Origin of the sequence: Streptomyces sp. NPDC058620 (genome assembly GCF_042717135.1) — a bacterium.
Taxonomy (GTDB): domain Bacteria; phylum Actinomycetota; class Actinomycetes; order Streptomycetales; family Streptomycetaceae; genus Streptomyces.
In genome coordinates, this window is sequence record NZ_JBHXQO010000078.1 from 1 (window position 1) to 22,968 (window position 22,968).

Annotated in this window: 21 protein-coding genes and 1 other RNA gene; 19 read left to right on the forward strand and 3 right to left on the reverse strand. The window is 70.8% G+C overall.

What is annotated here, in order from left to right:
• On the forward strand, window positions 1-523 hold a 523-nt coding region (locus tag ACFWSK_RS34530; protein WP_383795169.1), incomplete at its 5' end, for an LPXTG cell wall anchor domain-containing protein.
• Between the two features lie 104 nt (window positions 524-627).
• On the opposite strand, the gene ACFWSK_RS34535 is transcribed toward ACFWSK_RS34530, so the two are convergent.
• Window positions 628-828: a hypothetical protein gene (locus tag ACFWSK_RS34535; protein WP_383795172.1), complete on the reverse strand. Its 201-nt coding sequence runs from the start codon at window positions 826-828 to the stop codon at window positions 628-630.
• A 280-nt stretch (window positions 829-1,108) separates the two neighbouring features.
• On the opposite strand from ACFWSK_RS34535, the gene ftsE reads away from it, so the two are divergent.
• From ftsE to ssrA, 5 genes are all read left to right on the forward strand, one after another.
• Entirely contained in the window at window positions 1,109-1,798 is a 690-nt protein-coding gene (ftsE, locus tag ACFWSK_RS34540; RefSeq protein WP_014046319.1) for a cell division ATP-binding protein FtsE, read from the forward strand.
• 23 nt (window positions 1,799-1,821) lie between these two features.
• Window positions 1,822-2,739: a permease-like cell division protein FtsX gene (gene ftsX / locus ACFWSK_RS34545; RefSeq protein WP_383795175.1), complete on the forward strand. Its 918-nt coding sequence runs from the start codon at window positions 1,822-1,824 to the stop codon at window positions 2,737-2,739.
• A gap of 67 nt (window positions 2,740-2,806) precedes the next feature.
• The gene (locus ACFWSK_RS34550; RefSeq protein ID WP_383795177.1) at window positions 2,807-4,000 is read left to right on the forward strand and encodes a S41 family peptidase; all 1,194 of its coding nucleotides are present in this window, start codon (window positions 2,807-2,809) and stop codon (window positions 3,998-4,000) included.
• A gap of 18 nt (window positions 4,001-4,018) precedes the next feature.
• Entirely contained in the window at window positions 4,019-4,507 is a 489-nt protein-coding gene (gene smpB, locus ACFWSK_RS34555; RefSeq protein ID WP_383795180.1) for an SsrA-binding protein SmpB, read from the forward strand.
• 89 nt (window positions 4,508-4,596) lie between these two features.
• Window positions 4,597-4,984: a transfer-messenger RNA gene (gene ssrA / locus ACFWSK_RS34560) on the forward strand.
• A gap of 68 nt (window positions 4,985-5,052) precedes the next feature.
• Here the strand turns inward: ssrA and ACFWSK_RS34565 are convergent.
• Window positions 5,053-6,291 (reverse strand): MFS transporter, encoded by a 1,239-nt coding sequence (locus ACFWSK_RS34565; RefSeq protein WP_383795184.1) that lies wholly within the window; start codon window positions 6,289-6,291, stop codon window positions 5,053-5,055.
• A gap of 83 nt (window positions 6,292-6,374) precedes the next feature.
• Between ACFWSK_RS34565 and ACFWSK_RS34570 the strand changes: the two genes are divergently transcribed.
• The 7 genes from ACFWSK_RS34570 (at window position 6,375) to ACFWSK_RS34600 (ending at window position 15,038) form a co-directional block, all read left to right on the forward strand.
• Window positions 6,375-7,346 (forward strand): LysR family transcriptional regulator, encoded by a 972-nt coding sequence (locus tag ACFWSK_RS34570; protein WP_383795186.1) that lies wholly within the window; start codon window positions 6,375-6,377, stop codon window positions 7,344-7,346.
• A 166-nt stretch (window positions 7,347-7,512) separates the two neighbouring features.
• On the forward strand, window positions 7,513-8,163 hold the full coding sequence (locus tag ACFWSK_RS34575) for a hypothetical protein (RefSeq protein ID WP_383795188.1): 651 nt from the start codon (window positions 7,513-7,515) through the stop codon (window positions 8,161-8,163).
• A gap of 65 nt (window positions 8,164-8,228) precedes the next feature.
• Window positions 8,229-10,358, forward strand: coding sequence for a glycosyltransferase (locus ACFWSK_RS34580; protein ID WP_383795216.1), 2,130 nt, complete (start codon window positions 8,229-8,231; stop codon window positions 10,356-10,358).
• A complete protein-coding gene (locus ACFWSK_RS34585) occupies window positions 10,355-11,677 on the forward strand; it encodes an acyltransferase (RefSeq protein ID WP_383795189.1) in 1,323 nt (440 codons plus the stop codon). Before ACFWSK_RS34580 ends, ACFWSK_RS34585 begins: the two co-directional genes overlap by 4 nt.
• A gap of 135 nt (window positions 11,678-11,812) precedes the next feature.
• Complete coding sequence (locus ACFWSK_RS34590) at window positions 11,813-13,144, forward strand: nitrate/nitrite transporter (RefSeq protein WP_383795192.1); 1,332 nt, start codon at window positions 11,813-11,815, stop codon at window positions 13,142-13,144.
• A 134-nt stretch (window positions 13,145-13,278) separates the two neighbouring features.
• The gene (locus tag ACFWSK_RS34595; RefSeq protein WP_383795195.1) at window positions 13,279-14,418 is read left to right on the forward strand and encodes a uroporphyrinogen-III synthase; all 1,140 of its coding nucleotides are present in this window, start codon (window positions 13,279-13,281) and stop codon (window positions 14,416-14,418) included.
• Window positions 14,419-14,477: 59 nt separating this feature from the next.
• Window positions 14,478-15,038, forward strand: a complete 561-nt coding sequence (locus tag ACFWSK_RS34600) for a GNAT family N-acetyltransferase (protein ID WP_383795198.1) — start codon at window positions 14,478-14,480, stop codon at window positions 15,036-15,038.
• 10 nt (window positions 15,039-15,048) lie between these two features.
• Here ACFWSK_RS34600 and ACFWSK_RS34605 read toward each other — a convergent pair whose 3' ends face one another.
• Window positions 15,049-15,597 (reverse strand): GNAT family N-acetyltransferase, encoded by a 549-nt coding sequence (locus tag ACFWSK_RS34605; protein WP_383795200.1) that lies wholly within the window; start codon window positions 15,595-15,597, stop codon window positions 15,049-15,051.
• Between the two features lie 131 nt (window positions 15,598-15,728).
• On the opposite strand from ACFWSK_RS34605, the gene ACFWSK_RS34610 reads away from it, so the two are divergent.
• The 6 genes from ACFWSK_RS34610 to ACFWSK_RS34635 all read left to right on the forward strand — a co-directional run bounded on the left by ACFWSK_RS34610 (window position 15,729) and on the right by ACFWSK_RS34635 (window position 22,921).
• Window positions 15,729-16,328: a CGNR zinc finger domain-containing protein gene (locus ACFWSK_RS34610; protein WP_383795203.1), complete on the forward strand. Its 600-nt coding sequence runs from the start codon at window positions 15,729-15,731 to the stop codon at window positions 16,326-16,328.
• A 91-nt stretch (window positions 16,329-16,419) separates the two neighbouring features.
• Window positions 16,420-17,007 carry a sigma-70 family RNA polymerase sigma factor gene (locus ACFWSK_RS34615; protein ID WP_383795206.1) on the forward strand — a complete coding sequence of 196 codons (588 nt, stop codon included), beginning with the start codon at window positions 16,420-16,422 and terminating at the stop codon, window positions 17,005-17,007.
• A complete protein-coding gene (locus ACFWSK_RS34620; RefSeq protein ID WP_383795209.1) occupies window positions 17,004-17,888 on the forward strand; it encodes an anti-sigma factor family protein in 885 nt (294 codons plus the stop codon). The genes ACFWSK_RS34615 and ACFWSK_RS34620 overlap by 4 nt, the downstream gene beginning before the upstream one ends.
• A 120-nt stretch (window positions 17,889-18,008) precedes the next feature.
• Window positions 18,009-20,390, forward strand: coding sequence for a HelD family protein (locus tag ACFWSK_RS34625; protein ID WP_383795211.1), 2,382 nt, complete (start codon window positions 18,009-18,011; stop codon window positions 20,388-20,390).
• Window positions 20,391-20,827: 437 nt separating this feature from the next.
• The gene (locus ACFWSK_RS34630; protein ID WP_383795214.1) at window positions 20,828-22,264 is read left to right on the forward strand and encodes an NAD-dependent malic enzyme; all 1,437 of its coding nucleotides are present in this window, start codon (window positions 20,828-20,830) and stop codon (window positions 22,262-22,264) included.
• Between the two features lie 375 nt (window positions 22,265-22,639).
• A complete protein-coding gene (locus tag ACFWSK_RS34635) occupies window positions 22,640-22,921 on the forward strand; it encodes an HU family DNA-binding protein (protein WP_003968811.1) in 282 nt (93 codons plus the stop codon).
• Window positions 22,922-22,968: the final 47 nt, after the last annotated feature.

Sequence of the window (22,968 nt, forward strand, 5' to 3'; positions counted from 1 at the left end):
CGACGCGGCCGTTGGTGGTGGCGACGCGGCGGCTGGTGGCGGTGACGCTGCTGCTGCTGGTGGTGGCGACGCGGCCGTTGGTGGTGGCGACGCCGCTGCTGCCGCGGGCGGTGGCGATGCCGCTGCTGCTGGTGGTGGCGACGCGGCCGCGGCGGCTGGTGGCGGTGACGCTGCTGCTGCTGGTGGTGGCGACGCGGCCGTTGGTGGTGGCGACGCGACCAACGGTGGCAACGGCTCCTCCGGAGGCCAGCAGGCCGGCGGCACCGGGACCTCCGGTTCCGGCACCGACGGTGGCGGCGCGGGCACCTGCACCGTCGACCTCGACGGCGCCGAGTGTGTCGACAACACCGACACCGACAGCGTCGGCAACCAGCCGGTCGAGCAGAGCAAGGGCAAGGACGAGCTCGCCGAGACCGGTGCGGCCGAGACCACGTTCCTGCTGGTCGGCGCCGCGACGATGATCGCCGGTGGCATCGGCTTCCGGATCCTTCCGCGCCTGGTGAACGGCCGCACGGTCGCCTGATAGGGGCGATCAGCGGTACGAACGTACAGAGGGACCCGGCCCGCGCAAGCGGACCGGGTCCCTCTGCATGTCGTCGGCCCCTGGGAGAGGCGCGCCCCGGCGGTCTACGCGGCCTGCTGCGCCAGCAGTGCCAGCGCCGCGACCAGCAGCACCATCAAGGCGATCAGCATCGCGGGATTCAGCCCGGCGAAGGGCCCCTGCTCCCGCTCCTGCTCCATCTGCTGCCGCACGGCCCGGCAGACGCGGCAGCGTCCCTCGTTCACGGGCGCCGCGCAGTTCGCGCACACCAGTCGGTCATAGGTCATGCGCTTTCCTCCTCCCGCGCGGCGGAGCCGCATACACGTTCTCTCCGCACAACGCTCCGGGAAACGCGACCGTTCCCCCTACCACTGTGCCAGCTCGCACCGATTTCGGCGCGGGCCGCCCGGCGACGTACCCCGGGACCCCCTCCTGGAGGGCCCGCCGGACGCCGGATTTGCCCGTTCCGGGTGTCACAAATCACCCATTGCCGGTGCCCGCCTGCACGCGTAAGCCCGGTTCGCGTATGGTCACGCTCACCTACTCCCGGCCGACCGTGGTGCATCCGTGATCCGATTCGACAACGTCTCCAAGACCTACCCGAAGCAGAGCCGTCCTGCGCTCCGGGACGTCTCACTCGACATCGAGAAGGGCGAGTTCGTCTTCCTGGTGGGCTCCTCCGGCTCCGGCAAGTCCACCTTCATGCGGTTGATCCTGCGTGAGGAGCGCGCCAGCCAGGGCATGGTCCATGTGCTCGGCAAGGACCTCGCGCGGCTGTCCAACTGGAAGGTGCCGCAGATGCGCCGTCAGCTGGGCACGGTCTTCCAGGACTTCCGGCTCCTGCCCAACAAGACCGTCGCCGAGAACGTGGCCTTCGCGCAGGAGGTCATCGGCAAGCCGCGCGGCGAGATCCGCAAGGCGGTGCCCCAGGTTCTCGACCTCGTCGGTCTCGGCGGCAAGGAGGACCGGATGCCCGGCGAGCTCTCCGGTGGTGAGCAGCAGCGCGTGGCGATCGCGCGGGCGTTCGTGAACCGTCCCATGCTGCTGATCGCCGACGAGCCGACCGGCAACCTCGACCCGCAGACCTCCGTGGGCATCATGAAGCTGCTGGACCGGATCAACCGGACCGGCACCACCGTGATCATGGCGACCCACGACCAGAACATCGTCGACCAGATGCGCAAACGCGTCATCGAGCTCGAGCAGGGCCGTCTCGTACGTGACCAGGCGCGCGGCGTCTACGGCTACCAGCACTGAGCATCGAGTACTGAAAGGACGCCATGCGCGCCCAGTTCGTCCTGTCGGAGATCGGCGTCGGTCTTCGTCGCAACCTCACGATGACCTTCGCCGTGGTGGTCTCTGTCGCCCTCTCGCTCGCCCTGTTCGGCGGCGCGCTGCTGATTCGCGACCAGGTCAGCTCGATGAAGACCTACTGGTACGACAAGGTCAACGTCTCGATCTTCCTCTGCAACAAGAGTGACGCCAAGGACGTGCCCAAGTGCGCCAAGGGTGCGGTCACCACTGAGCAGAAGAAGGAGATCAGGGCCGATCTCGAAAAGATGGACGCTGTCGAGAAGGTCAGCTTCGAGACGGTCGACCAGGCGTACAAGCACTACCAGGAGCAGTTCGGCGACACCCCGATGGCCGGCAACATCACGCCGGACCAGATGCAGGAGTCGTTCCGCGTCAAGCTCGACGACCCGAAGAAGTACAAGGTCGTCGCCACGGCCTTCGCGGGACGTGACGGGGTGCAGTCCGTCCAGGACCAGAGATCCATCCTGGACAACCTCTTCGAGCTGATGAACGGCATGAACACGGTGGCGCTCTTCGTCATGGCGCTGATGCTGGTCATCGCGCTGATGCTGATCGTCAACACCGTCCGTGTCTCGGCGTTCAGCCGCAGACGGGAGACGGGCATCATGCGGCTCGTCGGCGCCTCCGGCTTCTACATCCAGATGCCGTTCATCATGGAGGCCGCCTTCGCCGGCCTGATCGGTGGCCTGCTCGCCTGCGCCATGCTGATAGGGGGCCGGTACTTCCTGATCGACGGCGGACTCGCCCTCCAGGACAAGCTCAACCTGATCGAGTTCATCGGCTGGGACGCGGTCCTCACCAAGCTGCCGCTGGTCCTCGCGATCGGGCTGCTGATGCCCGCCGTCGCTGCGCTCTTCGCGCTCCGCAAGTACCTCAAGGTGTGAGATGCGCACCGGCGCCGCGCGGCCAACCGGCCGTGCGGCGCAGGGGCGTTGTCCTAGACTCGACGCCATGCCGGGCCCTTCGTACCGCTTCGGGCCCCGCGGTCTCCGCCGCGGGGCGGCCCTGACATTGATCTTCGGATGTGCGCTCGCCACCGCCGCGGCCACCGGGTCACTGCCGCGCGAGGCCGACACCGGGAAAAACCCCGGCATTCAGGCCCGATCCGTTGCCGCCGCCGTCGGCCCCCGGGACCGTCAGGCGGTCGAGGACGCGGCCGCCGAGGCCGAGGCCGACGGGAAGTCCGTGACGGACGCGGCCCAGGAGGCCGTCAGCCGCAGTGGGGACCGCTGGGGCGCGGTCTACGACGAGCAGGAGTACGAGGACTTCGAGCAGGCCCTCGACGGCTCGTACACCGGGGTCGGCCTCTCCGCCAGGCGCTCGGCCGGCGGGAGCGTCACCGTGTCCCGTGTGGAGCCTGGCGGGCCCGCCGACCGCGCGGGCGTGCGCGAGGGCGATCAGCTGCGCACGGTCGACGGCCGCCGGGTCGACAGGCGCCCCGTCGCCGAAGTCGTCGCCCTGCTGCGCGGAGACCGGACGGACGCCGCCGCGGGCACCGCCGTCGTCCTGGGGCTCCGGCGCGACGGGCACAGGTGGACCGAGACCCTGCACCGCGCCAGGCTCTCCACCGAGGCCGTCACCGTCCGGCGGCTGGGCGGTGAGCCCACCTCCGCCGTCCTGATCAAGGTCACCGCCTTCACGAAGGGGACGGGCACCGAGATCCGGGACGCCGTGCGTGCCGCTCCCGGGGACGCCGGAATCCTCCTGGACCTCCGCGCCAACGCGGGCGGCCTGGTCACCGAGGCCGTCACCGCGGCCTCGGCGTTCCTGGACGGCGGCCTGGTCGCCACCTACGACGTGCACGGCGAGCAGCGCGCCCTGAACGCCGCGCCGGGCGGCGACACGGACCGGCCCCTCGTCGTCCTCGTCGACGGCGGCACGATGAGTTCGGCCGAACTGCTGACGGGCGCGCTCCAGGACCGGGGCCGCGCCGTCACCGTGGGCACCCGCACCTTCGGCAAGGGGTCCGTGCAGATGCCCAGCAGGCTTCCCGGCGGTTCGGTGGCCGAACTGACCGTCGGCCACTACCGCACACCGGCTGGCCGGAGCGTGGACGGACAGGGCATCACCCCGGACCTCGTGGCCGGTGCGGCGGCCCAGCAGCGGGCCGAGACAGTATTGAGTGGCCTCGGGGGTGGGTCGTAGTGCGAAAATGACTGCACTATGGCCAAGGAAAAAGACACAGGGCGCAAGATGATCGCGCAGAACAAGAAGGCGCGGCACGACTACACCATCCTCGACACCTACGAGTGCGGCCTCGTGCTGATGGGCACCGAGGTCAAGTCGCTCCGGATGGGCCGGGCCTCTCTGGTCGACGGCTTCATCCAGATCGACGGCAACGAGGCGTGGCTGCACAACATCCACGTCCCGGAGTACGTGCAGGGGACCTGGACCAACCACACGGCCAAGCGCAAGCGCAAGCTGCTGATGCACCGGGCCGAGATCGACAAGCTGGCGTCGAAGGCGCAGGAGTCGGGCCACACCATCGTGCCGCTCGCGCTGTACTTCAAGGACGGCCGGGTCAAGGTCGAGATCGCCCTCGCGAAGGGCAAGAAGGAGTACGACAAGCGCCAGACCCTGCGCGAGAAGCAGGACACGAGGGAGACGAACCGTGCGATCTCGGCGGTCCGGCGACGTCAGCGCAGTGCCTGAGCCGGAATAGGCTGGCATCGTCGTGCGTTGGTCACGTACGATGGCAACTGCACCCCACGGGGTGTGGACCACCTTTGAAAAAAACACATGGGGATGATCGGTTTCGACAGCGGATGTCGAAGCAGGGGAAGCGAGTCGAGGAAGCGGCAATGATCTCGTAAACCATATGTCGCAAACAATAATCGCCAATTCCAAGCGCGATTCCTCCGCCTTCGCCCTCGCTGCCTAATTAGCAGCTAAGCGAAGACTCTGCGGAGTGTCAGCCCGGGGGTGATCCCGACCCGGATCCTGGCATCACTAAGGGATCTAAACTTCTAGGCCCGGTCACGGGGCCCAGAAGGAAATCAAACAGTGGCTGAGCCTGTCGGAGGCTTGTTCGTGTGACCTCCGGGGCCGAGAAAAGCGCAGCGAACTGCACTCGGAGAAGCCCTGGTTCCGCACCGTTGGACGCGGGTTCGATTCCCGCCATCTCCACAATTCCCATGTACACGAGGACCCCGTTGCCACTGGCAACGGGGTCCTCGTGTTTCTCCTGCCCGCTCCGGTCAGGAACGCCGGACGCCGACCGCCGCGACGACCAGCGCCAGGCCCGCCGCGCCCACGGGCACCGCGTAGCCGGTCACCGTCCCGGCGTGCTCCACCATCCAGCCGCCCGCCGCCGATCCGGCGGCTATGCCCCCGAGCAGCGCGGTGACCGCGAGCGTCATGCCCTCGTTCAGCTGTCCCTCGGGCGTGAGGCGCTGCACCAGAGTCATGCCGGTGACCATGGTCGGCGCGGTCGCGGCGCCCGCCAGCAGGAGACAGCCGGCGAGCACGAGCCGTGAGTCGGTCCAGGCGGCGGAGAGCAGGGGCAGGGACATCAGTGCCGTCATTGCGGCCAGGCAGAGCAGCAGCCGGCGCCGGACGTCCCCGACGGGCCGCAGCGATCCGTACAGCAGTCCCGCGGCGCAGGAGCCGGCCGCCTGAAGAGCGAGGATCGCGCCTCCGGCGTGGGCGATGGACACCACCTCCATGGCGCCGAACACCGCGCCCGTGGCGAGGAAGGCCGCGAGCAGGGCGGGCATCCCGGTGGTACGGAACGGGGAGGCGGCCTGGGTGCGGGGTGCCACCGGGGGTTCGGTCGCCCGCTGGGCGGCGAAGATCAGGACGCCGGTCATCATCAGGACCGCGCCGGTCACGGTGCCGGCCTCCGGGAACAGCGCCCCGCACAGGGTCGCGGCCAGGACGGGGCCGAGCATGAAGCAGAGTTCGTCGGCGGCCTGCTCGAAGCTGTTCGCGGTGTGCAGGGCCGCCGGGTCACCCCGGTGGATGTGCGCCCAGCGGGCCCGGGACATGCCGCCCGTGTTGGGTGTGCTCGCCGTCGCGGCGTAGGCGGCGAAAAGAGTCCAGACCGGGGCCTCGTAGTGGACGCAGAGCGCCAGCGCGAGGGAGCCGAGCGCGGCGAGCGCGGTGGCCGGTACGGCGACCCTGGCCTGGCCGTACCGGTCGACGAGCCGCGCGGTCCACGGGGCGACGACGGCCATGGCGGCGAGACCGGTCGCGGTGACCGCGCCCGCCAGGGCGTACGAGCCGTGCGCCCCGGCGATCATGATGACCGCGCTGACGCTGAACATGCCCGCGGGCAGCCTGGCCAGCAGGCTGCCCGCGGTGAACGCGCGGACGCCCGGGGTGGCGAGCAGCCGGCGGTACGGGTTGACGTGCGCCGCCTCCGGCGCCGCGTACGGGGCGGGATGGTCGTGCGGGGAGGTGTTCCGGGGGGCGCGGGTGGCGGTGTCGGGCGGCATGCGCCAAGCGTCGGGGCGCCCGGCCCGCGGGGTCCAACACCTACTCCGTACCGATTAACGCGTATGTGTTGTAAATTCTGCGCGTGGCAACCTCCGACACCGGCCCCCGGCTCCTGCGCGCCTTCCTGGCGGTGGCCGATGAGCTGCACTTCACGCGGGCCGCGGCCCGGCTCTACGTCGCCCAGCAGGCGCTGAGCAGGGACATCCGCCGACTGGAGCGCGAGCTCGGTGCGGAGCTGTTCGTGCGCACCACCCGCCAGGTCTCCCTCACTCCGGACGGTGAACGGCTTCTCCCGTACGCCCGGCGGGTGCTGGACGCCCATGACGCGCTGGCCGCCGCCTTCGGTGATCCGGCAGCCCGGCCGCTGCTCGTCGATCTCAACACCGACGGCATGACCGCCGCCCGGGTGCTGGCCCGTGCGCGGGAGCTCGCCCCGGCGTGCGAGCTGATGGCCCGCTTCGAGAGCGGTCTGTCCTGGGCGGCCGGTGAGGTCCTCGCGGGGCGGCTCGACGTCTCGTTCGGGCGGGCCGCGGGGCTCGACCCCGCCGTGCGGTCCCGGCTCTCCGTCCAGCCCGTGCGGTACGAGCCCATGGCCGTCCTGCTGCCCCGTGATCACCGGCTCGCCGGACAGGAGGTGGTCGCCCTGGACGAGCTGGCCGGAGAAACCGTCTACGCGGGTGCGGGCAACGAGCGCACCCGGGAGTGGACGGACCTCGCCCGGCTGCTCTTCGACGAGTGGTCCGTCCTGCTCGCTCCGCCCGTTCCGCTCGCTGTCGGAGTGGCCGAATTCCAGCGGGTCATGGCCAAGTCGGGGAACCCGGTGCTCGCGGTCGTGGACTTTCCGCCGCTGCCCGGAACCGTGGTCCGGCCGCTGGTCCGCCCCGTACCGCTGTCGCCGCTCGTGATGGTCTGGCGCGATGGTCTGATTCACCCCGGTCTGTCCGCTCTGCGCGCTGCCGCGGCCCAACTGGCGGCGGAAGAAGGGTGGATGGTCCGTCCAACTGGATCTTGGTTGCCGGAAATCGATGCGTCACTGATGCGTCACCGTTCCTGAACAAGACCCGGGTACCGGAGCCTCAGAGTCCGGGGTGTGCGCTACATTCATGGTCCGGGTGCACTGGGACAGGCGCGCGTGGACAGGGCTGGGGCCCCTTCCGACCGCGCGAAACCGGTCATTCCGCTTGCTCCCGGTTCATTGAGTGGGGGATGTGCGTACACCTGTGGAAAATTGGCGTGAAGGTACCCGAACCGGGCATACGCATGAGCCGAACGAGGTCACGCTTCAACTCGACGGCCTGGGGCGGCAACTCTCCGAACTGGCCATCGAACCGGGCACTCCGGAAGGCTCCGACGGTCCCGTCTTCGTCGACGAGAGCGGCCGTCGCAGCAAGTCACTGCGACGCGTCGGCTGGCTGCTCGCCGCGATCTGCGCCGGTTATGCGGTGACGCTGGTCGTCGCCCTCCTCGGCGGCAGTTCCCACGCGCCGTGGCTGCCGCTTTCCGGCCAGCACGAGAAGTCGGCCGAGGTGGAGGTGCAGCCCGCCCCGACCGAACCCGTCGGCCCTGAGACTGCCCCCGGCACCGCGACTCCCGGCGCCACTCCCTCGGACCCGGAGCTCCCCGGCAGCGCACCGCAGTCGGCCAATGGCGGCGACTCCGTGCCGGCCGGACCTGCCCCTGCCACCCGGGTATCGCTGCCCGCCGTGACCCCCGGGGCCGACAAGGGGGCCTCGCGGTCCTCCGCTCCGGCCATCCCGGCCTCCGATTCACCCGTCCCCGGCTCCTCCTCGCCCGTCGAGCCCTCGATAAGCCCGGACCCGCCCGTCGAGACGACCGTTCCGCCGGTGGATGAACAAGAAGGCGCCCAGTAGAAATGACACCCCCCGCACCGCGGGTCGGGCACCACCGGAAGAAGCGGGCGAAGCGCAGGCTCCCCATGCGCTATCTGCTCCCGTCCCTGCTTCTCGTCGCCCTGCTCGCCATGCTCATGCTGCGTGGCTACGTACACAGCGAGATCCTCGCGGACCATCGGGTCCAGGCCCCGGCCCCCACCACCCAGGTGCCGGAGAACGTCCTGGAGGGCGGTCCGGTCATCGACGCCAGGTCGGCCACCGGGCCCGCCAAGACGCTCCGCATACCCGACCGCAAGATCGTGCTCACCTTCGACGACGGCCCCGACCCGGTCTGGACGCCGCGGGTCCTGGACGCGCTGAAGAAGTACGACGCCCACGGCGTCTTCTTCGTCACGGGCACCATGGCCTCGCGCTATCCGGGCCTGGTCCAGCGCATGGTCGACGAGGGCCACGAGATCGGGCTGCACACCTTCAACCACCCCGACCTCTCCTTCCAGTCGCCCAAGCGCATCGACTGGGAGCTCTCCCAGAACCAGCTGGTGCTGGCGGGCGCCGCCGGCATCCGTACGTCCCTGTTCCGGCCGCCGTACTCCTCGTTCGCCGACGCGATGGACAACAAGTCCTGGCCCGTCACCCAGTACATCGGAAGCCGCGGCTACCTCACCGTCGTCAACAACACCGACAGTGAGGACTGGAAGCGCCCCGGCGTCCGCGCGATCATCGAGCGGGCCACGCCCAAGGGCGGGCAGGGCGCCATCATCCTGATGCACGACTCCGGCGGCGACCGGTCCCAGACCGTGGCCGCGCTGGAGACGTTCCTGCCGAAGATGAAGCAGCGCGGGTACGCGTTCACCAACCTCACCGCCGCTCTCGGCGCCCCCAGCGCGCACACCCCGGCGACCGGATTCGCGCTGCTCAAGGGCAAGGCGTTCGTCTCCGCGGTCAGCGTCTCGGAGCGGATCACCGATGTGCTGGTGGTCGGTCTCGCGGTCATCGGCGGGCTGGTCATCGCCCGCTTCGGCCTGATGCTGCTGCTCTCGTTCCTGCACGCGAGGCGGGTGCGCAAAAGGGACTTCAGCTGGGGCCCGCCGCTCGCCCGGCCGGTCTCGGTGCTGGTTCCCGCCTACAACGAACGCGAGTGCATCGCCGCGACCGTGCGGTCACTGGTGGCCAGCGACTACCCGATCGAGATCATCGTCATCGACGACGGCTCCACGGACGGCACGGCCGACATCGTCCAGGCGCTGCGGCTCCCGAACGTCCGGGTCGTCCGCCAGCGCAACGCGGGCAAGCCCGCCGCGCTCAACAACGGCATCGCGCACGCCCGTTACGACATCGTCGTGATGATGGACGGCGACACGGTCTTCGAGCCCTCCACGGTCCGCGAGCTCGTCCAGCCGTTCGCCGACCCGCGGGTCGGGGCGGTCGCGGGCAACGCCAAGGTCGGCAACCGCGATTCGCTCATCGGCGCCTGGCAGCACATCGAGTACGTGATGGGCTTCAACCTGGACCGCAGGATGTACGACCTGCTCGGCTGCATGCCCACCATCCCCGGCGCGGTCGGAGCCTTCCGCCGCGACGCGCTGGACCGGGTCGGCGGCATGAGCGAGGACACGCTCGCCGAGGACACCGACGTCACCATGGCCCTGCACCGGGACGGCTGGCGCGTCGTGTACGCGGAGAACGCGCGGGCCTGGACCGAGGCACCGGAGTCCGTGCAGCAGCTGTGGTCGCAGCGCTACCGGTGGTCGTACGGCACCATGCAGGCGATCTGGAAGCACCGCCGCGCCGTCATCGAGCGGGGCCCCTCGGGCCGCTTCGGACGGGTCGGACTTCCGTTCGTCTCGCTCTTCATGGTCGTCGCCCCGCTGCTGGCCCCCCTCATCGACGTCTTCCTGCTGTACGGACTGGTCTTCGGCCCGACGGGGAAGACGGTCGCCGCCTGGTTCGGCGTCCTGGTGGTGCAGGCGATCTGCGCCGCGTACGCCTTCAGGCTCGACCGGGAGCGCATGGTCCATCTGATCTCGCTGCCGCTCCAGCAGATCCTGTACCGCCAGCTCATGTACGTCGTGCTGCTCCAGTCGTGGATCACCGCTCTCACCGGCGGCCGGCTGCGATGGCAGAAGCTGCGGCGTACGGGAGTGGTGGGGACGCCCGGCGCCCAGCAGACCGGACGTACGGCCGCCGGACGGGACCGGAGGCCCGTGGCATGACCTATCCGCATCAGCCGTTCCCGCAGGCACACCAGCCTCAGCCGTTCCCGCAGGCGCCGCAGCCTCTGCCGTACCAGCAGTCCCCACGGCCCCCGCAGCCTCCGCACGACTCCCCGGCCACCCGGCCGGACAAGGACGAGCCGGCGAAGAAACCCGGACGCGACCGCTATCTCGACCTGCTGCGCGCCGTCGCCCTCGTCCGCGTCGTCATCTTCCACCTCTTCGGCTGGGCCTGGCTGACGGTGATCTTCCCGTCCATGGGCGTCATGTTCGCCCTGGCCGGTTCGCTGATGGCGCGCTCGCTGGCCCGGCCCGCCGCGACCGTCGTCCGTGACCGGCTCCGCCGGCTGCTGCCACCGATGTGGGCGTTCTCGCTCGTCGTCGTGCCGATCATGTTCGCGCTCAGCTGGAAGCCCGTACGGGAGGAGGGGCTGTGGTGGTTCGTCAAGCTCGGCTGCTACCTCCTGCCGGTCGGCTCGCCGCCCTTCCCCGAGGAGAGCGGCTCACCCGGCGGATTCTTCGAGGTGTCCTGGGCCGACCAGGGGGTGGGGCCGCTCTGGTACATCAGGGCCTACCTCTGGTTCGTCATCGCCTCGCCGCTGCTGCTCAATGCGTTCCGCAGGCTGCCGTGGGTGACGATGCTCGCCCCGATCGGCCTCACCGCCGTGCTCGGTACGGGCCTGGTGACCATCCCCGGGGCCACCGGTGAGGCGATCCTCGACTTCGCCGTGTTCGGTTCCTGCTGGATCCTCGGCTTCGCCCACCACGACGGGCTGCTGAAGCAGGTCCCGCGCTATCTCGTGGTGTCCTCGGCCGCGATCGTCATGGGCTTCGGCCTCTGGTGGGCGTCCGGCCACCTCACCGACGAGGGCTGGAACCTCGACGAGATCCCGCTCGCCCAGTCCACCTGGTCCTTCGGCTTCTGCGTGATCCTCCTCGTGTACGCCCCGTCCTGGCGGAAGCTCCCGGACAGGCTCGCCGGGTGGGACAGCCTGATCACCCTCGCCAACAACCGGGCCGTGACCATCTACCTCTGGCACAACCTGCTGCTGATGGCGAGCGCGCAGCTCATCGACCAGCTGTGGAACGTCCCCTGGGTCGGTGACCACCTCGGCTCGTACCTTGAGAGCTCGTACACCGTGCTCACCTTCATCGCGGTCTGGCCCCTCCTGGGCGTGGCGATCCTCGCGGTCGGCTGGGTCGAGGACGTGGCGGCCCGCCGCCGGCCGCGCCTGTGGCCGAACGGTGCGAACGGTGCCGGGAAGCTCCCGGAGAAGCCGCCGCAGGCCCGCACGGGCGGCCACGCCCGCGCCCGCTGACCGCTCCGTCCCTCACCGGGCCCTTCCCGGCCCGGTGAGAGCAAGGTTGCCTACCGGTCACCTCACAGCACCACGCCGAAACGCGCGCTCCATACGGTCGGGACACAAGCACCCGACACCCTGTGGAGGCGCGTGATGGCCGGCCGTTGGATCGAACAGTGGGAGCCGGAGGACGAGACCTTCTGGCGCGAGACGGGCGAGCGTGTGGCCCGCCGGAATCTCTGGTTCTCGGTGCTCTCGGAGCACATCGGATTCTCCATCTGGACCCTGTGGTCGGTGATGGTCCTGTTCATGGGACCGGAGTACGGGGTCGACCCGGCCGGGAAGTTCTTCCTGATCTCCACGGCCACCCTCGTCGGAGCGCTCGTCCGGGTGCCGTACACCTTCGCCGTCGCACGGTTCGGCGGGCGCAACTGGACCGTGTTCAGCGCGCTTACCCTGCTCGTCCCGGCCGTCGCCGCGTTCGTGGTGATGGAACCGGGGACCTCGTACGGCACCTTCGTCGCCGTCGCCGCGCTCGCCGGGATCGGTGGCGGCAACTTCGCCTCGTCCATGACGAACATCAACGCCTTCTTCCCGCTGCGCAAGAAGGGCTGGGCGCTCGGGCTCAACGCGGGCGGCGGCAACATCGGCGTACCCGTCGTCCAGCTCGTCGGACTGCTCGTGATCGGAACGGCAGGGGCCGCGTACCCGCGGATCGTGCTCGGCGTCTACATCCCCCTGATCGTCGTCGCGGCGCTGTTCGCCACGTTCAGGATGGACAACCTGCGGCCGGTGCAGAACGACACCGGGGCCGCCAGGGAAGCGGTGCGCGACCCGCACACCTGGATCATGTCGGTGCTCTACATCGGCACCTTCGGCTCGTTCATCGGTTACAGCTTCGCGTTCGGTCTCGTCCTGCAGACCGAGTTCGGACGGACCCCGCTCCAGGCCGCCTCCCTCACCTTCATCGGACCACTGCTCGGCTCCCTGATCCGCCCGGCCGGCGGCTGGCTCGCCGACCGGTACGGCGGCGCCCGCATCACCCTGTGGAACTTCGCGGGGATGGCCGCGGCGACCGGAGTCGTCGTCTACGCCTCCGGGACCGAGTCCCTCGGCGTCTTCCTCATCGGCTTCATCGCCCTGTTCGTCCTGACCGGCCTCGGCAACGGGTCGACGTTCAAGATGATCCCCGGGATCTTCCACGCCAAGGCCATCGGCAAGGGCATGCGCGGCGAGGAGGCCGCCGCGTACGGGCGACGGCTGTCGGGAGCGGCCATGGGGCTCATCGGGGCGGTCGGCGCACTCGGCGGGCTCGCGATCAACCTGGCGTTCCGGCAGTCCTTCCAGACGGCGGGCACCGGGACCGCGGCCTTCTGGTCCTTCCTCGCCTTCTACGCGGTGTGCTTCACCGTCACCTGGGCGGTATACCTTCGCCGGACCGCAGCGGTGGCCGCGAAGCCGCAGCTCAGCTATGCCGAGGTGTGACGCAACCCGAGTCTCGTACGGAGGGACGTAACGGGTGTGAAATATAAGTGAACCGAGGCTGTCACGCAGTGTTGGCAGTCTCGGCCCTCCGCACCACCGAGCAGTAGCGGGACACGAGAGCCGGGTATCACGCCATGCACGACGACGCACAGCACGGGCCCCTCGCGGGCTTCACGGTCGGGGTGACCGCCGCCCGTCGCGCCGAGGAGCTCGGCACACTCCTCCAGCGCAGGGGCGCCGTGGTTCTGCACGCGCCCGCCCTGCGCATCGTGCCCCTCGCGGACGACAGCGAACTCCTCGCCGCCACCAAGGAACTCATCGACGTCGTACCCGATGTGGTGATCGCCACCACGGCGATCGGCTTCCGCGGCTGGGTGGAGGCCGCCGACGGCTGGGGCATCGGGGACGCGCTCCTGGAGGTGCTGCGCGGCGTCGAACTGCTGGCGCGCGGCCCCAAGGTCAAGGGCTCCATCCGGGCCGCCGGACTCACCGAGGCATGGTCACCCGCCTCCGAGTCGATGGCCGAGGTCCTCGACCGGCTGCTCGGCGAGGGCGTCGAGGGCCGCCGGATCGCCCTGCAGCTGCACGGCGAACCCCTGCCCGGGTTCGTGGAGTCGCTGCGGGCCGCGGGCGCCGAAGTCGTCGGCGTACCCGTCTACCGGTGGATGCCCCCCGAGGACATCGCCCCGCTCGACCGGATGCTCGACGTCACGGTCTCCCGGGGCCTGGACGCGCTCACCTTCACCAGCGCCCCCGCCGCCGCCTCGTATCTGAACCGGGCCGAGGTCCGCGGACTGCTTCCCGAAGTTCTGTCCGCACTCCGGGACGACGTCATGACGGTCTGCGTCGGCCCGGTGACCGCTCTCCCGCTCCAGGACCGGGGCATCGACACGCTCCAGCCGGAACGCTTCCGGCTGGGCCCGCTCGTCCAGCTGCTCTGCGCCCGGCTCCCCGGCACCGCCCGTCCGCTGCCCGTCGCCGGCCACCGGATCGAGATCCGTGGTCACGCCGTGCTAGTCGACGGTGCCCTGCGCCCGGTACCGCCCGCGGGCATGGCCCTGCTCAACGCCCTGGCCCGCAGGCCCGGCTGGGTGGTGGCCCGGGCGGACCTGCTGCGCGCGCTGCCCGGCAGCGGCAGCGACGAACACGCGGTGGAGACGGCGATGGCCCGGCTGCGCAGCGCGCTCGGCGTACCCAGGCTGATCCAGACGGTCGTCAAGCGCGGCTACCGGCTGGCGCTGGACCCGGTGGCCGACACGAAGTACGTGGAGTGAGGCCGCGGCCGGGCCGGGACCGCACGTGGCCGGACCCTGCCCCGGGATAGCGTATTCGGATGATCGATTCCGCTCACCCGCTGCCCGGAGGGCTGACCCTGCGACCCGCCACCCTCGGCGACGCCGGCTCCCTCGCCGCATCACTGACCCGCAGCCGCGTGTACATGCGGCCCTGGGAGCCCGCGCGGACCGAGGTCTTCTACACCCCGCAGGGCCAGGAGCAACGCCTCACCGGGCTGCTCGCCGACCGGGACACGGGGCGTGCGATGCCCTGGGTGATCGCCGACGCGGAGGACCGCGCGGTCGGCGCGGTCACGCTCGCCTCCGTCGAGCTCGGACCGTTCCGCAACGGCCGGCTCGGTTACTGGGTGGACGTCGACCAGGCCGGCCGAGGGCTCGCGACCGCCGCCGTCGGCCGGATCTGCGAGCTCGCGCGCGACGGCCTCGGACTGCACCGGATCGAGGCAGGGACCGTCGTGGAGAACGCCGCCTCGCAGCGGGTACTCGCCAAGTGCGGCTTCGAGCAGTTCGGGACGGCCCCGCGTTATCTCCACATCAACGGTGAATGGCGCGACCACCGGCTGTTCCAGCGGATCCTGCACGACGGCCCGCCGCGCTGACCCGGGCGGCTCAGGCGATCGCGGACCTGACATGGCGGTGGCCGTCCAGCGGATACGCGGGAGGGAACGCCGGGAGTACGCCGGCGAGGGCGAAACCGCACTTCTCCGCGACCCGGCAGGACGCCTCGTTGTCCACCTGGTGCACCAGCTCCAGCTGCCGGAGCCCTTCCCCGGCGAAGGCGGCGAACGCCCAGTCGCAGAGCGCCGTGAGGGCGCTGGTGGCCACGCCGCGTCCCCGCGCCGACGCCGTCGTCCAGTAGCCGACCTCGGCCGTGTCCGACACCGGGTCGGGGCGCTTCAGCACGAGGTTGCCGACCAGTTCGCCACCGCGGTCCGCGTCGGTCACCGCGAAGCCGAAACGGCTGCCGGCCACCCAGCCCTCCCGCTGCGCCGCCAGCCACCCGGCCGCACCGTCGGCGCTCGTCACCCGCGTCGCCAGCCAGCGCCGCATCGCGGGGTCGGCGTGGGCGCAGAGGAGGGCGGGAGCGTCCTCCGGCCGCCAGGGGCGCAGGAGCAACGAGCCCGCGGTGAGCGCGACTTCGGGGTGGCCTTCGTCCATACCCACACGGTACGGAACGCCCTCGCGGCGCCGGGACGGTACCCACCCGGCAGGAGGGGTTCCGGCCCGGCCCGGTGACGGGCACTCTGGGGGTGACTCCCCACCGGTGACCCCGAGGCGGTGACAGGCGCATGACGGCGGGCACGGGTGCGTACGACCGGCGGTTCGACTCCGGCCGGATCTGCCTCGACCTGGTGGCGACGGGTGCGGGCCCCTCCGGCACGTGCGAACAGCTCGCCGGGCCCGGACCGCTCGCCGAGTGGCTGGTGGCCGCCGCCCTGGTGCCCCGCGGGACGGCGCTCGCGGCGGTCGACGACGACTGGGTGACCCGCTTCCGGCACCTGCGGGCGGACCTCGGCCGGCTGCTGACCGCCGAACTCGGCGGCGCCCGCGACGACACCGCCCTTGACCGCGTCAACGCGCTCGCCGCCGGGCCGCCACCCGGCCTGCGCGCGGTCCGCGCCGAGGGCGGCGCCCTCACCCGGACCCTGAACGCCCCTCCGGCCTGCGCGGAACTGCTCGCCGCCGTGGCCCGGGACTGCGTGGACCTGCTCACGGACCCGGCGGCCAGGGCGGCACTGCGCCGCTGCGGGGGCGACACCTGCCGTCGGCTCTACCTCGACACCTCACGGGGGCACCGGCGCCGCTGGTGCTCCAGTGAGATCTGCGGAAACCGCGAGCGGGTCGCCCGGCACCGGCGCCGGGCGGCGGCCCTCGCGGACGGCCGCTGAAAAAGAATTCCGTGCCGGGCTGAATGGTTCGGCCCCCGGCCCCGTACTGACGGTCGAAAGAGTTCGACAGGGTCTCGACCGGGAGGTTCGGGTGCGCAAGGATGCGGCCGTGGCCGATGACCGTCCGCACAGGGCTCGACATCGCAGTGAACCGCCCCGCCCGGCCTCCGACGTCCCCGACGAGGAGCTGATGCGGGCGCTCTACCGCGAACACGCCGGGCCGCTGCTCTCCTACGTACTCCGCCTCGTGGCGGGGGACAGGCAGCGCGCCGAGGACGTGGTGCAGGAGACGCTCATCCGTGCCTGGAAGAACGCCGGTCAGCTCAACCGGGCCACCGGCTCCGTACGCCCCTGGCTGGTGACGGTCGCCCGGCGCATCGTCATCGACGGCCACCGCAGTCGGCAGGCCCGGCCGCGCGAGGTCGATCCGTCGCCGCTGGAGGTCATTCCCGCGGAGGACGAGATCGACAAGGCGTTGTGGCTGATGACGCTCTCGGACGCGCTGGACGATTTGACCCCGGCGCACCGGGAAGCATTGGTCGAGACCTATTTCAGGGGACGTACGGTCAACGAGGCCGCCGAGGTGCTCGGCATACCCAGCGGGACGGTGCGCTCGCGGGTCTTCTACGCACTCCGTTCCATGAAGCTCGTACTCGAAGAGAGGGGGATCACGGCATGAGCGACCACGAATGGCAGCCGTTCGGGCCCCGGCCCACCGGCCCCCGTAGCCCCTCGGGCCCCTCGGGCCCCACGGGCCCGCCCTCCGGCCCCTCCGGCCCCTTCGAGCACCCGGTCGAGGGTCCTGGCCACGACGCCGCCGGTGCCTACGTCCTGGGCATCCTGGACGAGGCGGAGGCGAGCGCCTTCGAGGCGCATCTCGCGCACTGCGCGCTGTGCGCGAGCCACCTCGACGAGTTCGCCGGCCTCGAACCCATGCTCGCGATGCTCGCCGAGGCACCCGCCGCCCACCCGGGCACCCGCCCCGTCCCGCACGTGCCCGAGCCGCCCGCCCCCGCGCTGCTCGGCCGGCTGGTCGACGAGGTCGCGCGGAAGCGGGACCTGCGCCGCCGCCGCGGCAGGTACCTGATGGCTGCGGCCGCCGCCGTGATCATCGCGGGCCCCGTGATCGCCGTCACGGTCACCGGAGGCGACGACGGCGGGCGGTCGGTGGCGACGGGCGACCCCCACCCCACCAGCCCGGCCGAGGACGCGTTCTTCCACCACATGCAGGAGAAGGCGTCCGCGACCGACCCCACCACCGGCGTCGACGCCACCGTCGGCATGGAGGCCAAGGCATGGGGGACGCACACCGTCCTCCAGCTCAAGAACGTCAAGGGCCCCCAGAAATGCAGCCTGATAGCCGTCTCCAAGACCGGCGAGGAGGAGGTCGTCACCTCCTGGTCCGTACCGAAATGGGGGTACGGGATCAAGAACTCCACGCACACGCCGGCGAAGTCGCCGCTGTACGTGCACGGCGGCGCGGCGATGGACCGCGACGACATCGACCACTTCGAGGTGCGCACCTTCGACGGCGAGCGGCTGGTGGAGATCGACGCGTGAGCGTGTGAGCGCGCGGACGCGACTTCCGACGCGCAATCGCAATGCTGGTGACAGGTGCGGAGCGGGCCCCCCTTCGCGTACGGTTGACGGCTGCTCTATGCACGTCAGAAGGGGGCCCCGGTGGCCGCGCAGGATGCCGCTGTCGATTCGTTGCGGGACCGGGAAATCGGTGTCGAGCAAGAACATCTGGACCGGGTTTACCACCGTCTCGAAGAGAAGATCGACGAGGCGGAATTTCTCATGCACGACGCCGTGAAGAGGGGGCAGGTCGGGACACCCGGGGCGCTCGCCGAGCGTGACGCCCAGGTCTTCCGGGCCGGGGTGCACCTCAATCGGCTGAACAACGAGTTCGAGGACTTCCTCTTCGGGCGGATCGATCTGCTGCTCGGCAAGGACGGTGAACGCGGCCCGGACGGCGCGTTCACCTCCGTCGAGCCCGCCGACGACGCCGTACGGCCGGACGACACCGCTGACATCGCGGAGACGCTCCACATCGGCCGCATCGGAGTCCTCGACTCCGACTACGCGCCGCTGGTGATCGACTGGCGGGCCCCGGCCGCCGCGCCGTTCTACCGGTCGACGCCCAAGGAACCCGGCCGGGTCGTACGCCGACGGGTCATCCGCTCCAAGGGCCGCAAGGTCCTCGGGGTCGAGGACGACCTGATGCGCCCGGAGCTCACCGCCCGCCTAGGCGGCGACACACTGCCCGTCATCGGCGACGGTGCGCTGATGGCGGCCCTCGGCCAGGCCCGCAGCCACACCATGCGGGACATCGTCTCCTCCATCCAGGCCGAGCAGGACATGGTGATCAGGGCCCCCGCCGCCTCCGTCACGGAGGTCTCCGGAGGCCCCGGCACCGGGAAGACCGCGGTGGCCCTGCACCGGGCCGCTTACCTGCTCTACCAGGACCGGCGGCGGTACGCGGGCGGCATCCTGGTCGTCTCGCCGACCCCGCTCCTCGTCGCCTACACCGAGGGCGTCCTGCCCTCGCTCGGCGAGGAGGGCCAGGTCGCGATCCGCGCGGTCGGCTCGCTCTCCGACGAGGCGGCGGGCGTCGAGGGCGCCACCACCTACGACGAACCGGCCGTCGCCCGCATCAAGGGCTCGTCCCGGATGCTCCACGTGCTGCGCAAGGCGGCACGCGGGGCGCTGGAGCAGCCCAGGGCCCGGACGGCGCCCCAGGACGGCCAGCTGTCGTTCGGGGACGAGGAGCAGGAGCCGGCGCAGCCCGCCGGCACGACCACCCGGCTCCGGGTGGTCGCCTTCGGCGCCCGCGTCGAACTGGAGGCCGACGAGCTCCAGCGCATCCGGAACAACGTGCTCAGCGGCACGGCACCCGTCAACCTGCTGCGCCCGCGCGCCCGCAAGCTGCTGCTGGACGCCCTGTGGAGCAAGTCGTCGGGCCGGGGCCGCTACACCGACCCCGAGCTCGTCGCCGAACTGCGTTCCTCCTTCGACGAGGACGTCTCCACCGAGACGCCGTTCCTCACCTTCCTCAACGACTGGTGGCCCGAGCTCACCCCGCGCGGGGTGCTCGCGACGATGGCCGACGAGCGGCGGCTCGGCCGGTGGGCCCGCCGCATCCTCAACCAGGGGGAGGTGCGACGCCTGGCCCGCTCCCTCAAGCGGCTCGACAGCGAGGGCCGGGGCCCGCTCTCCGTCCACGACGTGGCGATCCTCGACGAGCTGCAGACCCTGATCGGCGCCCCGCACCGGCCCAGGCGGAAGCGTGAGTTCGACCCGCTGGACCACCTCACCGGTCTTGAGGAGCTGATGCCGCAGCGCGAGGAGACCCAGTGGGAGCGGGCCGAGCGGCTGGCGGCGGAGCGTACCGAGTACGCCCACGTCATCGTCGACGAGGCGCAGGACCTGACGCCCATGCAGTGGCGGATGGTCGGCCGCCGGGGCCGGCACGCCACCTGGACGATCGTCGGCGACCCCGCGCAGTCCTCCTGGTCCGACCCGGACGAGGCCGCGGCGGCCCGGGACGAGGCGCTCGGCAGCCGCCCCCGCCGCCGTTTCACGCTCACCGTCAACTACCGCAACCCGGCGGAGATCGCCGAGCTCGCGGCGAAGGTGCTCGCCCTCGCGATGCCGGGCATGGAGTCCCCGGCGGCGGTCCGCTCGACCGGGGTGAAGCCCCGCTTCGAGCCGGTACGCGACCGGGACCTGGCCGCCACGGTCCGCGAGGAGGCGCGCAGGCTGCTCTCCGAGGTGGACGGCACCATCGGCGTGGTCGTCGCCATGAGCCGCCGGGCCCAGGCACGCGAGTGGCTCGCGGAGCTCGGGGAGCGTGTGGTGGCGCTCGGCAGCCTGGAGGCGAAGGGACTGGAGTACGACGCCACGGTCGTGGTCTCGCCCGCGGAGATCGCGGACGAGTCACCGGCCGGGCTGCGGGTGCTGTACGTGGCGCTGACCCGTGCCACGCAGCAGCTCACGGTGGTGTCGGGGGAGCGTGACATGCCCGACGAGGACGGGGTCCCGGACCTGCTGAGGGACTGAGCGGGCGAGCCGGCCGGGGCGGGCCCGAGGGTGGCCGGGTGGCTGATTTCCGGTCAACCTGCGATGCGGGAATCACTTCCCGGGGGTCTTTGTTAGCCTGGTGTTGGCACCGGCTCGATCCAAGCCCCCGGGCCCAACCTTCGTCGCTTCGAGCGACCACTTGCCGCGAGGCGAGCATGGCGGGTCGGTGCCACCCAACTGAAAAAGACAGGCCCGCGTCACCTTCCGGTGGCGTGGGTCTGTTTTCGTTCCGGGGTGGGTCCGGAGCGGCTGGGGGTTCCGCCGAAGGGGTCACTTCTCGTATGGTGGAAACTACTTTCCGAACTGTGGCAGTCATTACCGGCTACCGGCCGGTAGGTGCGACGATCGGGAAGCGTGACGGCGGCGAGTGCCCCGGACACGCGGCAATGAAGCTAAGGAAAGCGAAGGACTCGGCCATGGCAACGGCGCCCAGCGTCTCGTACTCGATGACGGTCAGGCTGGAGGTGCCCGCGAGCGGCACAGCGGTCTCCCAGCTCACCACGGCCGTGGAGTCCTCCGGCGGTTCGGTCACCGGCCTCGATGTGACCGCTTCCGGCCACGAGAAGCTGCGGATCGATGTCACCATCGCGGCCTCCTCCACCTCGCACGCGGACGAGATCGTCGAAGGTCTGCGCGACATCGAAGGTGTGGTGCTCGGCAAGGTCTCCGACCGTACGTTCCTGATGCACCTCGGTGGCAAGATCGAGATGGCGTCCAAGCACCCCATCCGCAACCGTGACGACCTCTCGATGATCTACACCCCGGGTGTCGCCCGCGTGTGCATGGCGATCGCCGAGAATCCCGAGGACGCCCGCCGCCTCACCATCAAGCGCAATTCCGTCGCAGTTGTGACGGACGGCTCCGCGGTACTCGGTCTCGGGAACATCGGCCCGATGGCCGCGCTCCCCGTGATGGAGGGCAAGGCGGCCCTGTTCAAGCGCTTCGCCGGCATCGACGCCTGGCCCATCTGCCTGGACACCCAGGACACCGACGCGATCGTGGAGATCGTCAAGGCGATCGCCCCCGGCTTCGCGGGCATCAACCTGGAAGACATCTCCGCACCCCGCTGCTTCGAGATCGAGGCACGGCTGCGCGAGGCCCTGGACATCCCCGTCTTCCACGACGACCAGCACGGCACCGCCATCGTCGTCCTGGCCGCTCTCACCAACGCCCTGCGCGTGGTGACCAAGGAAATAGGGGACGTACGGGTCGTCATGTCCGGCGCGGGAGCGGCCGGCACGGCCATCCTGAAGCTGCTCATCGCGGCGGGCGTCAAGCACGCCGTCGTCGCCGACATCCACGGCGTGGTGCACGCGGGCCGCGAGGACCTGGTCTCCGCCGACCCCGATTCGCCGCTGCGCTGGATCGCGGACAACACCAACCCGGAGGGCGTCACCGGCACCCTCAAGGAGGCCGTCGTCGGCGCGGACGTCTTCATCGGGGTATCCGCTCCCAACGTCCTGAACGGCGACGACGTGGCCGCCATGGCGGACGGTGCGATCGTGTTCGCGCTCGCGAACCCGGACCCCGAGGTCGAGCCCGCGATCGCACGCCAGACGGCAGCAGTTGTCGCCACCGGCCGCTCGGACTTCCCCAACCAGATCAACAACGTGCTGGTCTTCCCGGGCGTCTTCCGCGGTCTGTTGGACGCTCAGTCCCGCACCGTCAACACGGAGATGATGCTCGCCGCGGCGGGTGCCCTCGCGGACGTCGTCGCGGAGGACGAGCTGAACGCGAACTACATCATCCCCTCGGTCTTCAACGACAAGGTCGCGGGAGCCGTCGCGGGCGCCGTCCGCGCCGCCGCGAAGGCCGCCGGGACCGCCACCGAGACCATCTCGGACCTCGGCTAGCACACGCCCTCCGCGCCGGCCGGCCCCGGCGTGCGCGGAGGGTGGCCTGCCTCACCCGCGCCGCCGTACGGCGCGTCGCGGGTCGCGGCGTCCCAAACGCCCCTTTAGGGTGGCGGGCAGCGGGCCCCGCTGGGCCCGGCATCCGCTGCGGACCGCTTCAGGGAGTCGACGGAACGTCACTACGGGCAAGCCGTGGCGCTTTTCGTGTGACTCCGGAGGGTTCCGGATTGGCTTTCCCGCCGCTGGTGGGGGCAGGATGCGTATTCGGGCGAGAGGGTCTGACATCAGACCCGGGTCCGGGGACTGTCAGAGGGCCCTGGCAGCATCGGCTTCGATCTCACGCCTCACAGGCAAGAAGAACACGGGAGTACAAACATGAACCGCAGTGAGCTGGTGGCCGCCCTGGCCGACCGCGCCGAGGTGACTCGCAAGGACGCCGACGCCGTGCTGGCCGCGCTCGCCGAGACCGTCGGTGAGATCGTCGCCAAGGGCGACGAGAAGGTCACCATCCCCGGCTTCCTGACCTTCGAGCGCACCCACCGTGCCGCTCGCACCGCTCGGAACCCGCAGACCGGCGACCCGATCAACATCCCCGCCGGTTACAGCGTGAAGGTCTCCGCGGGCTCGAAGCTCAAGGAAGCCGCCAAGGGCAAGTAAGGCCCTGAGCAGCAAACGAGGAGCGGCCACCCCGTACGGGGTGGCCG

Bases quoted from the DNA above. Each gene is read 5' to 3' on its own strand.
- ACFWSK_RS34565 (WP_383795184.1), bottom strand. From the start codon at position 6,291: ATGCCGCCCGACACCGCCACCCGCGCCCCCCGGAACACCTCCCCGCAC.
- smpB (WP_383795180.1), top strand. From the start codon at position 4,019: ATGGCCAAGGAAAAAGACACAGGGCGCAAGATGATCGCGCAGAACAAG.
- ACFWSK_RS34635 (WP_003968811.1), top strand. From the start codon at position 22,640: ATGAACCGCAGTGAGCTGGTGGCCGCCCTGGCCGACCGCGCCGAGGTG.
- ftsX (WP_383795175.1), top strand. From the start codon at position 1,822: ATGCGCGCCCAGTTCGTCCTGTCGGAGATCGGCGTCGGTCTTCGTCGC.
- ACFWSK_RS34590 (WP_383795192.1), top strand. From the start codon at position 11,813: ATGGCCGGCCGTTGGATCGAACAGTGGGAGCCGGAGGACGAGACCTTC.
- ACFWSK_RS34610 (WP_383795203.1), top strand. From the start codon at position 15,729: ATGACGGCGGGCACGGGTGCGTACGACCGGCGGTTCGACTCCGGCCGG.
- ACFWSK_RS34535 (WP_383795172.1), bottom strand. From the start codon at position 828: ATGACCTATGACCGACTGGTGTGCGCGAACTGCGCGGCGCCCGTGAAC.
- ACFWSK_RS34580 (WP_383795216.1), top strand. From the start codon at position 8,229: ATGCGCTATCTGCTCCCGTCCCTGCTTCTCGTCGCCCTGCTCGCCATG.
- ACFWSK_RS34595 (WP_383795195.1), top strand. From the start codon at position 13,279: ATGCACGACGACGCACAGCACGGGCCCCTCGCGGGCTTCACGGTCGGG.
- ACFWSK_RS34550 (WP_383795177.1), top strand. From the start codon at position 2,807: ATGCCGGGCCCTTCGTACCGCTTCGGGCCCCGCGGTCTCCGCCGCGGG.
- ACFWSK_RS34620 (WP_383795209.1), top strand. From the start codon at position 17,004: ATGAGCGACCACGAATGGCAGCCGTTCGGGCCCCGGCCCACCGGCCCC.
- ACFWSK_RS34600 (WP_383795198.1), top strand. From the start codon at position 14,478: ATGATCGATTCCGCTCACCCGCTGCCCGGAGGGCTGACCCTGCGACCC.
- ACFWSK_RS34605 (WP_383795200.1), bottom strand. From the start codon at position 15,597: ATGGACGAAGGCCACCCCGAAGTCGCGCTCACCGCGGGCTCGTTGCTC.
- ACFWSK_RS34585 (WP_383795189.1), top strand. From the start codon at position 10,355: ATGACCTATCCGCATCAGCCGTTCCCGCAGGCACACCAGCCTCAGCCG.
- ACFWSK_RS34630 (WP_383795214.1), top strand. From the start codon at position 20,828: ATGGCAACGGCGCCCAGCGTCTCGTACTCGATGACGGTCAGGCTGGAG.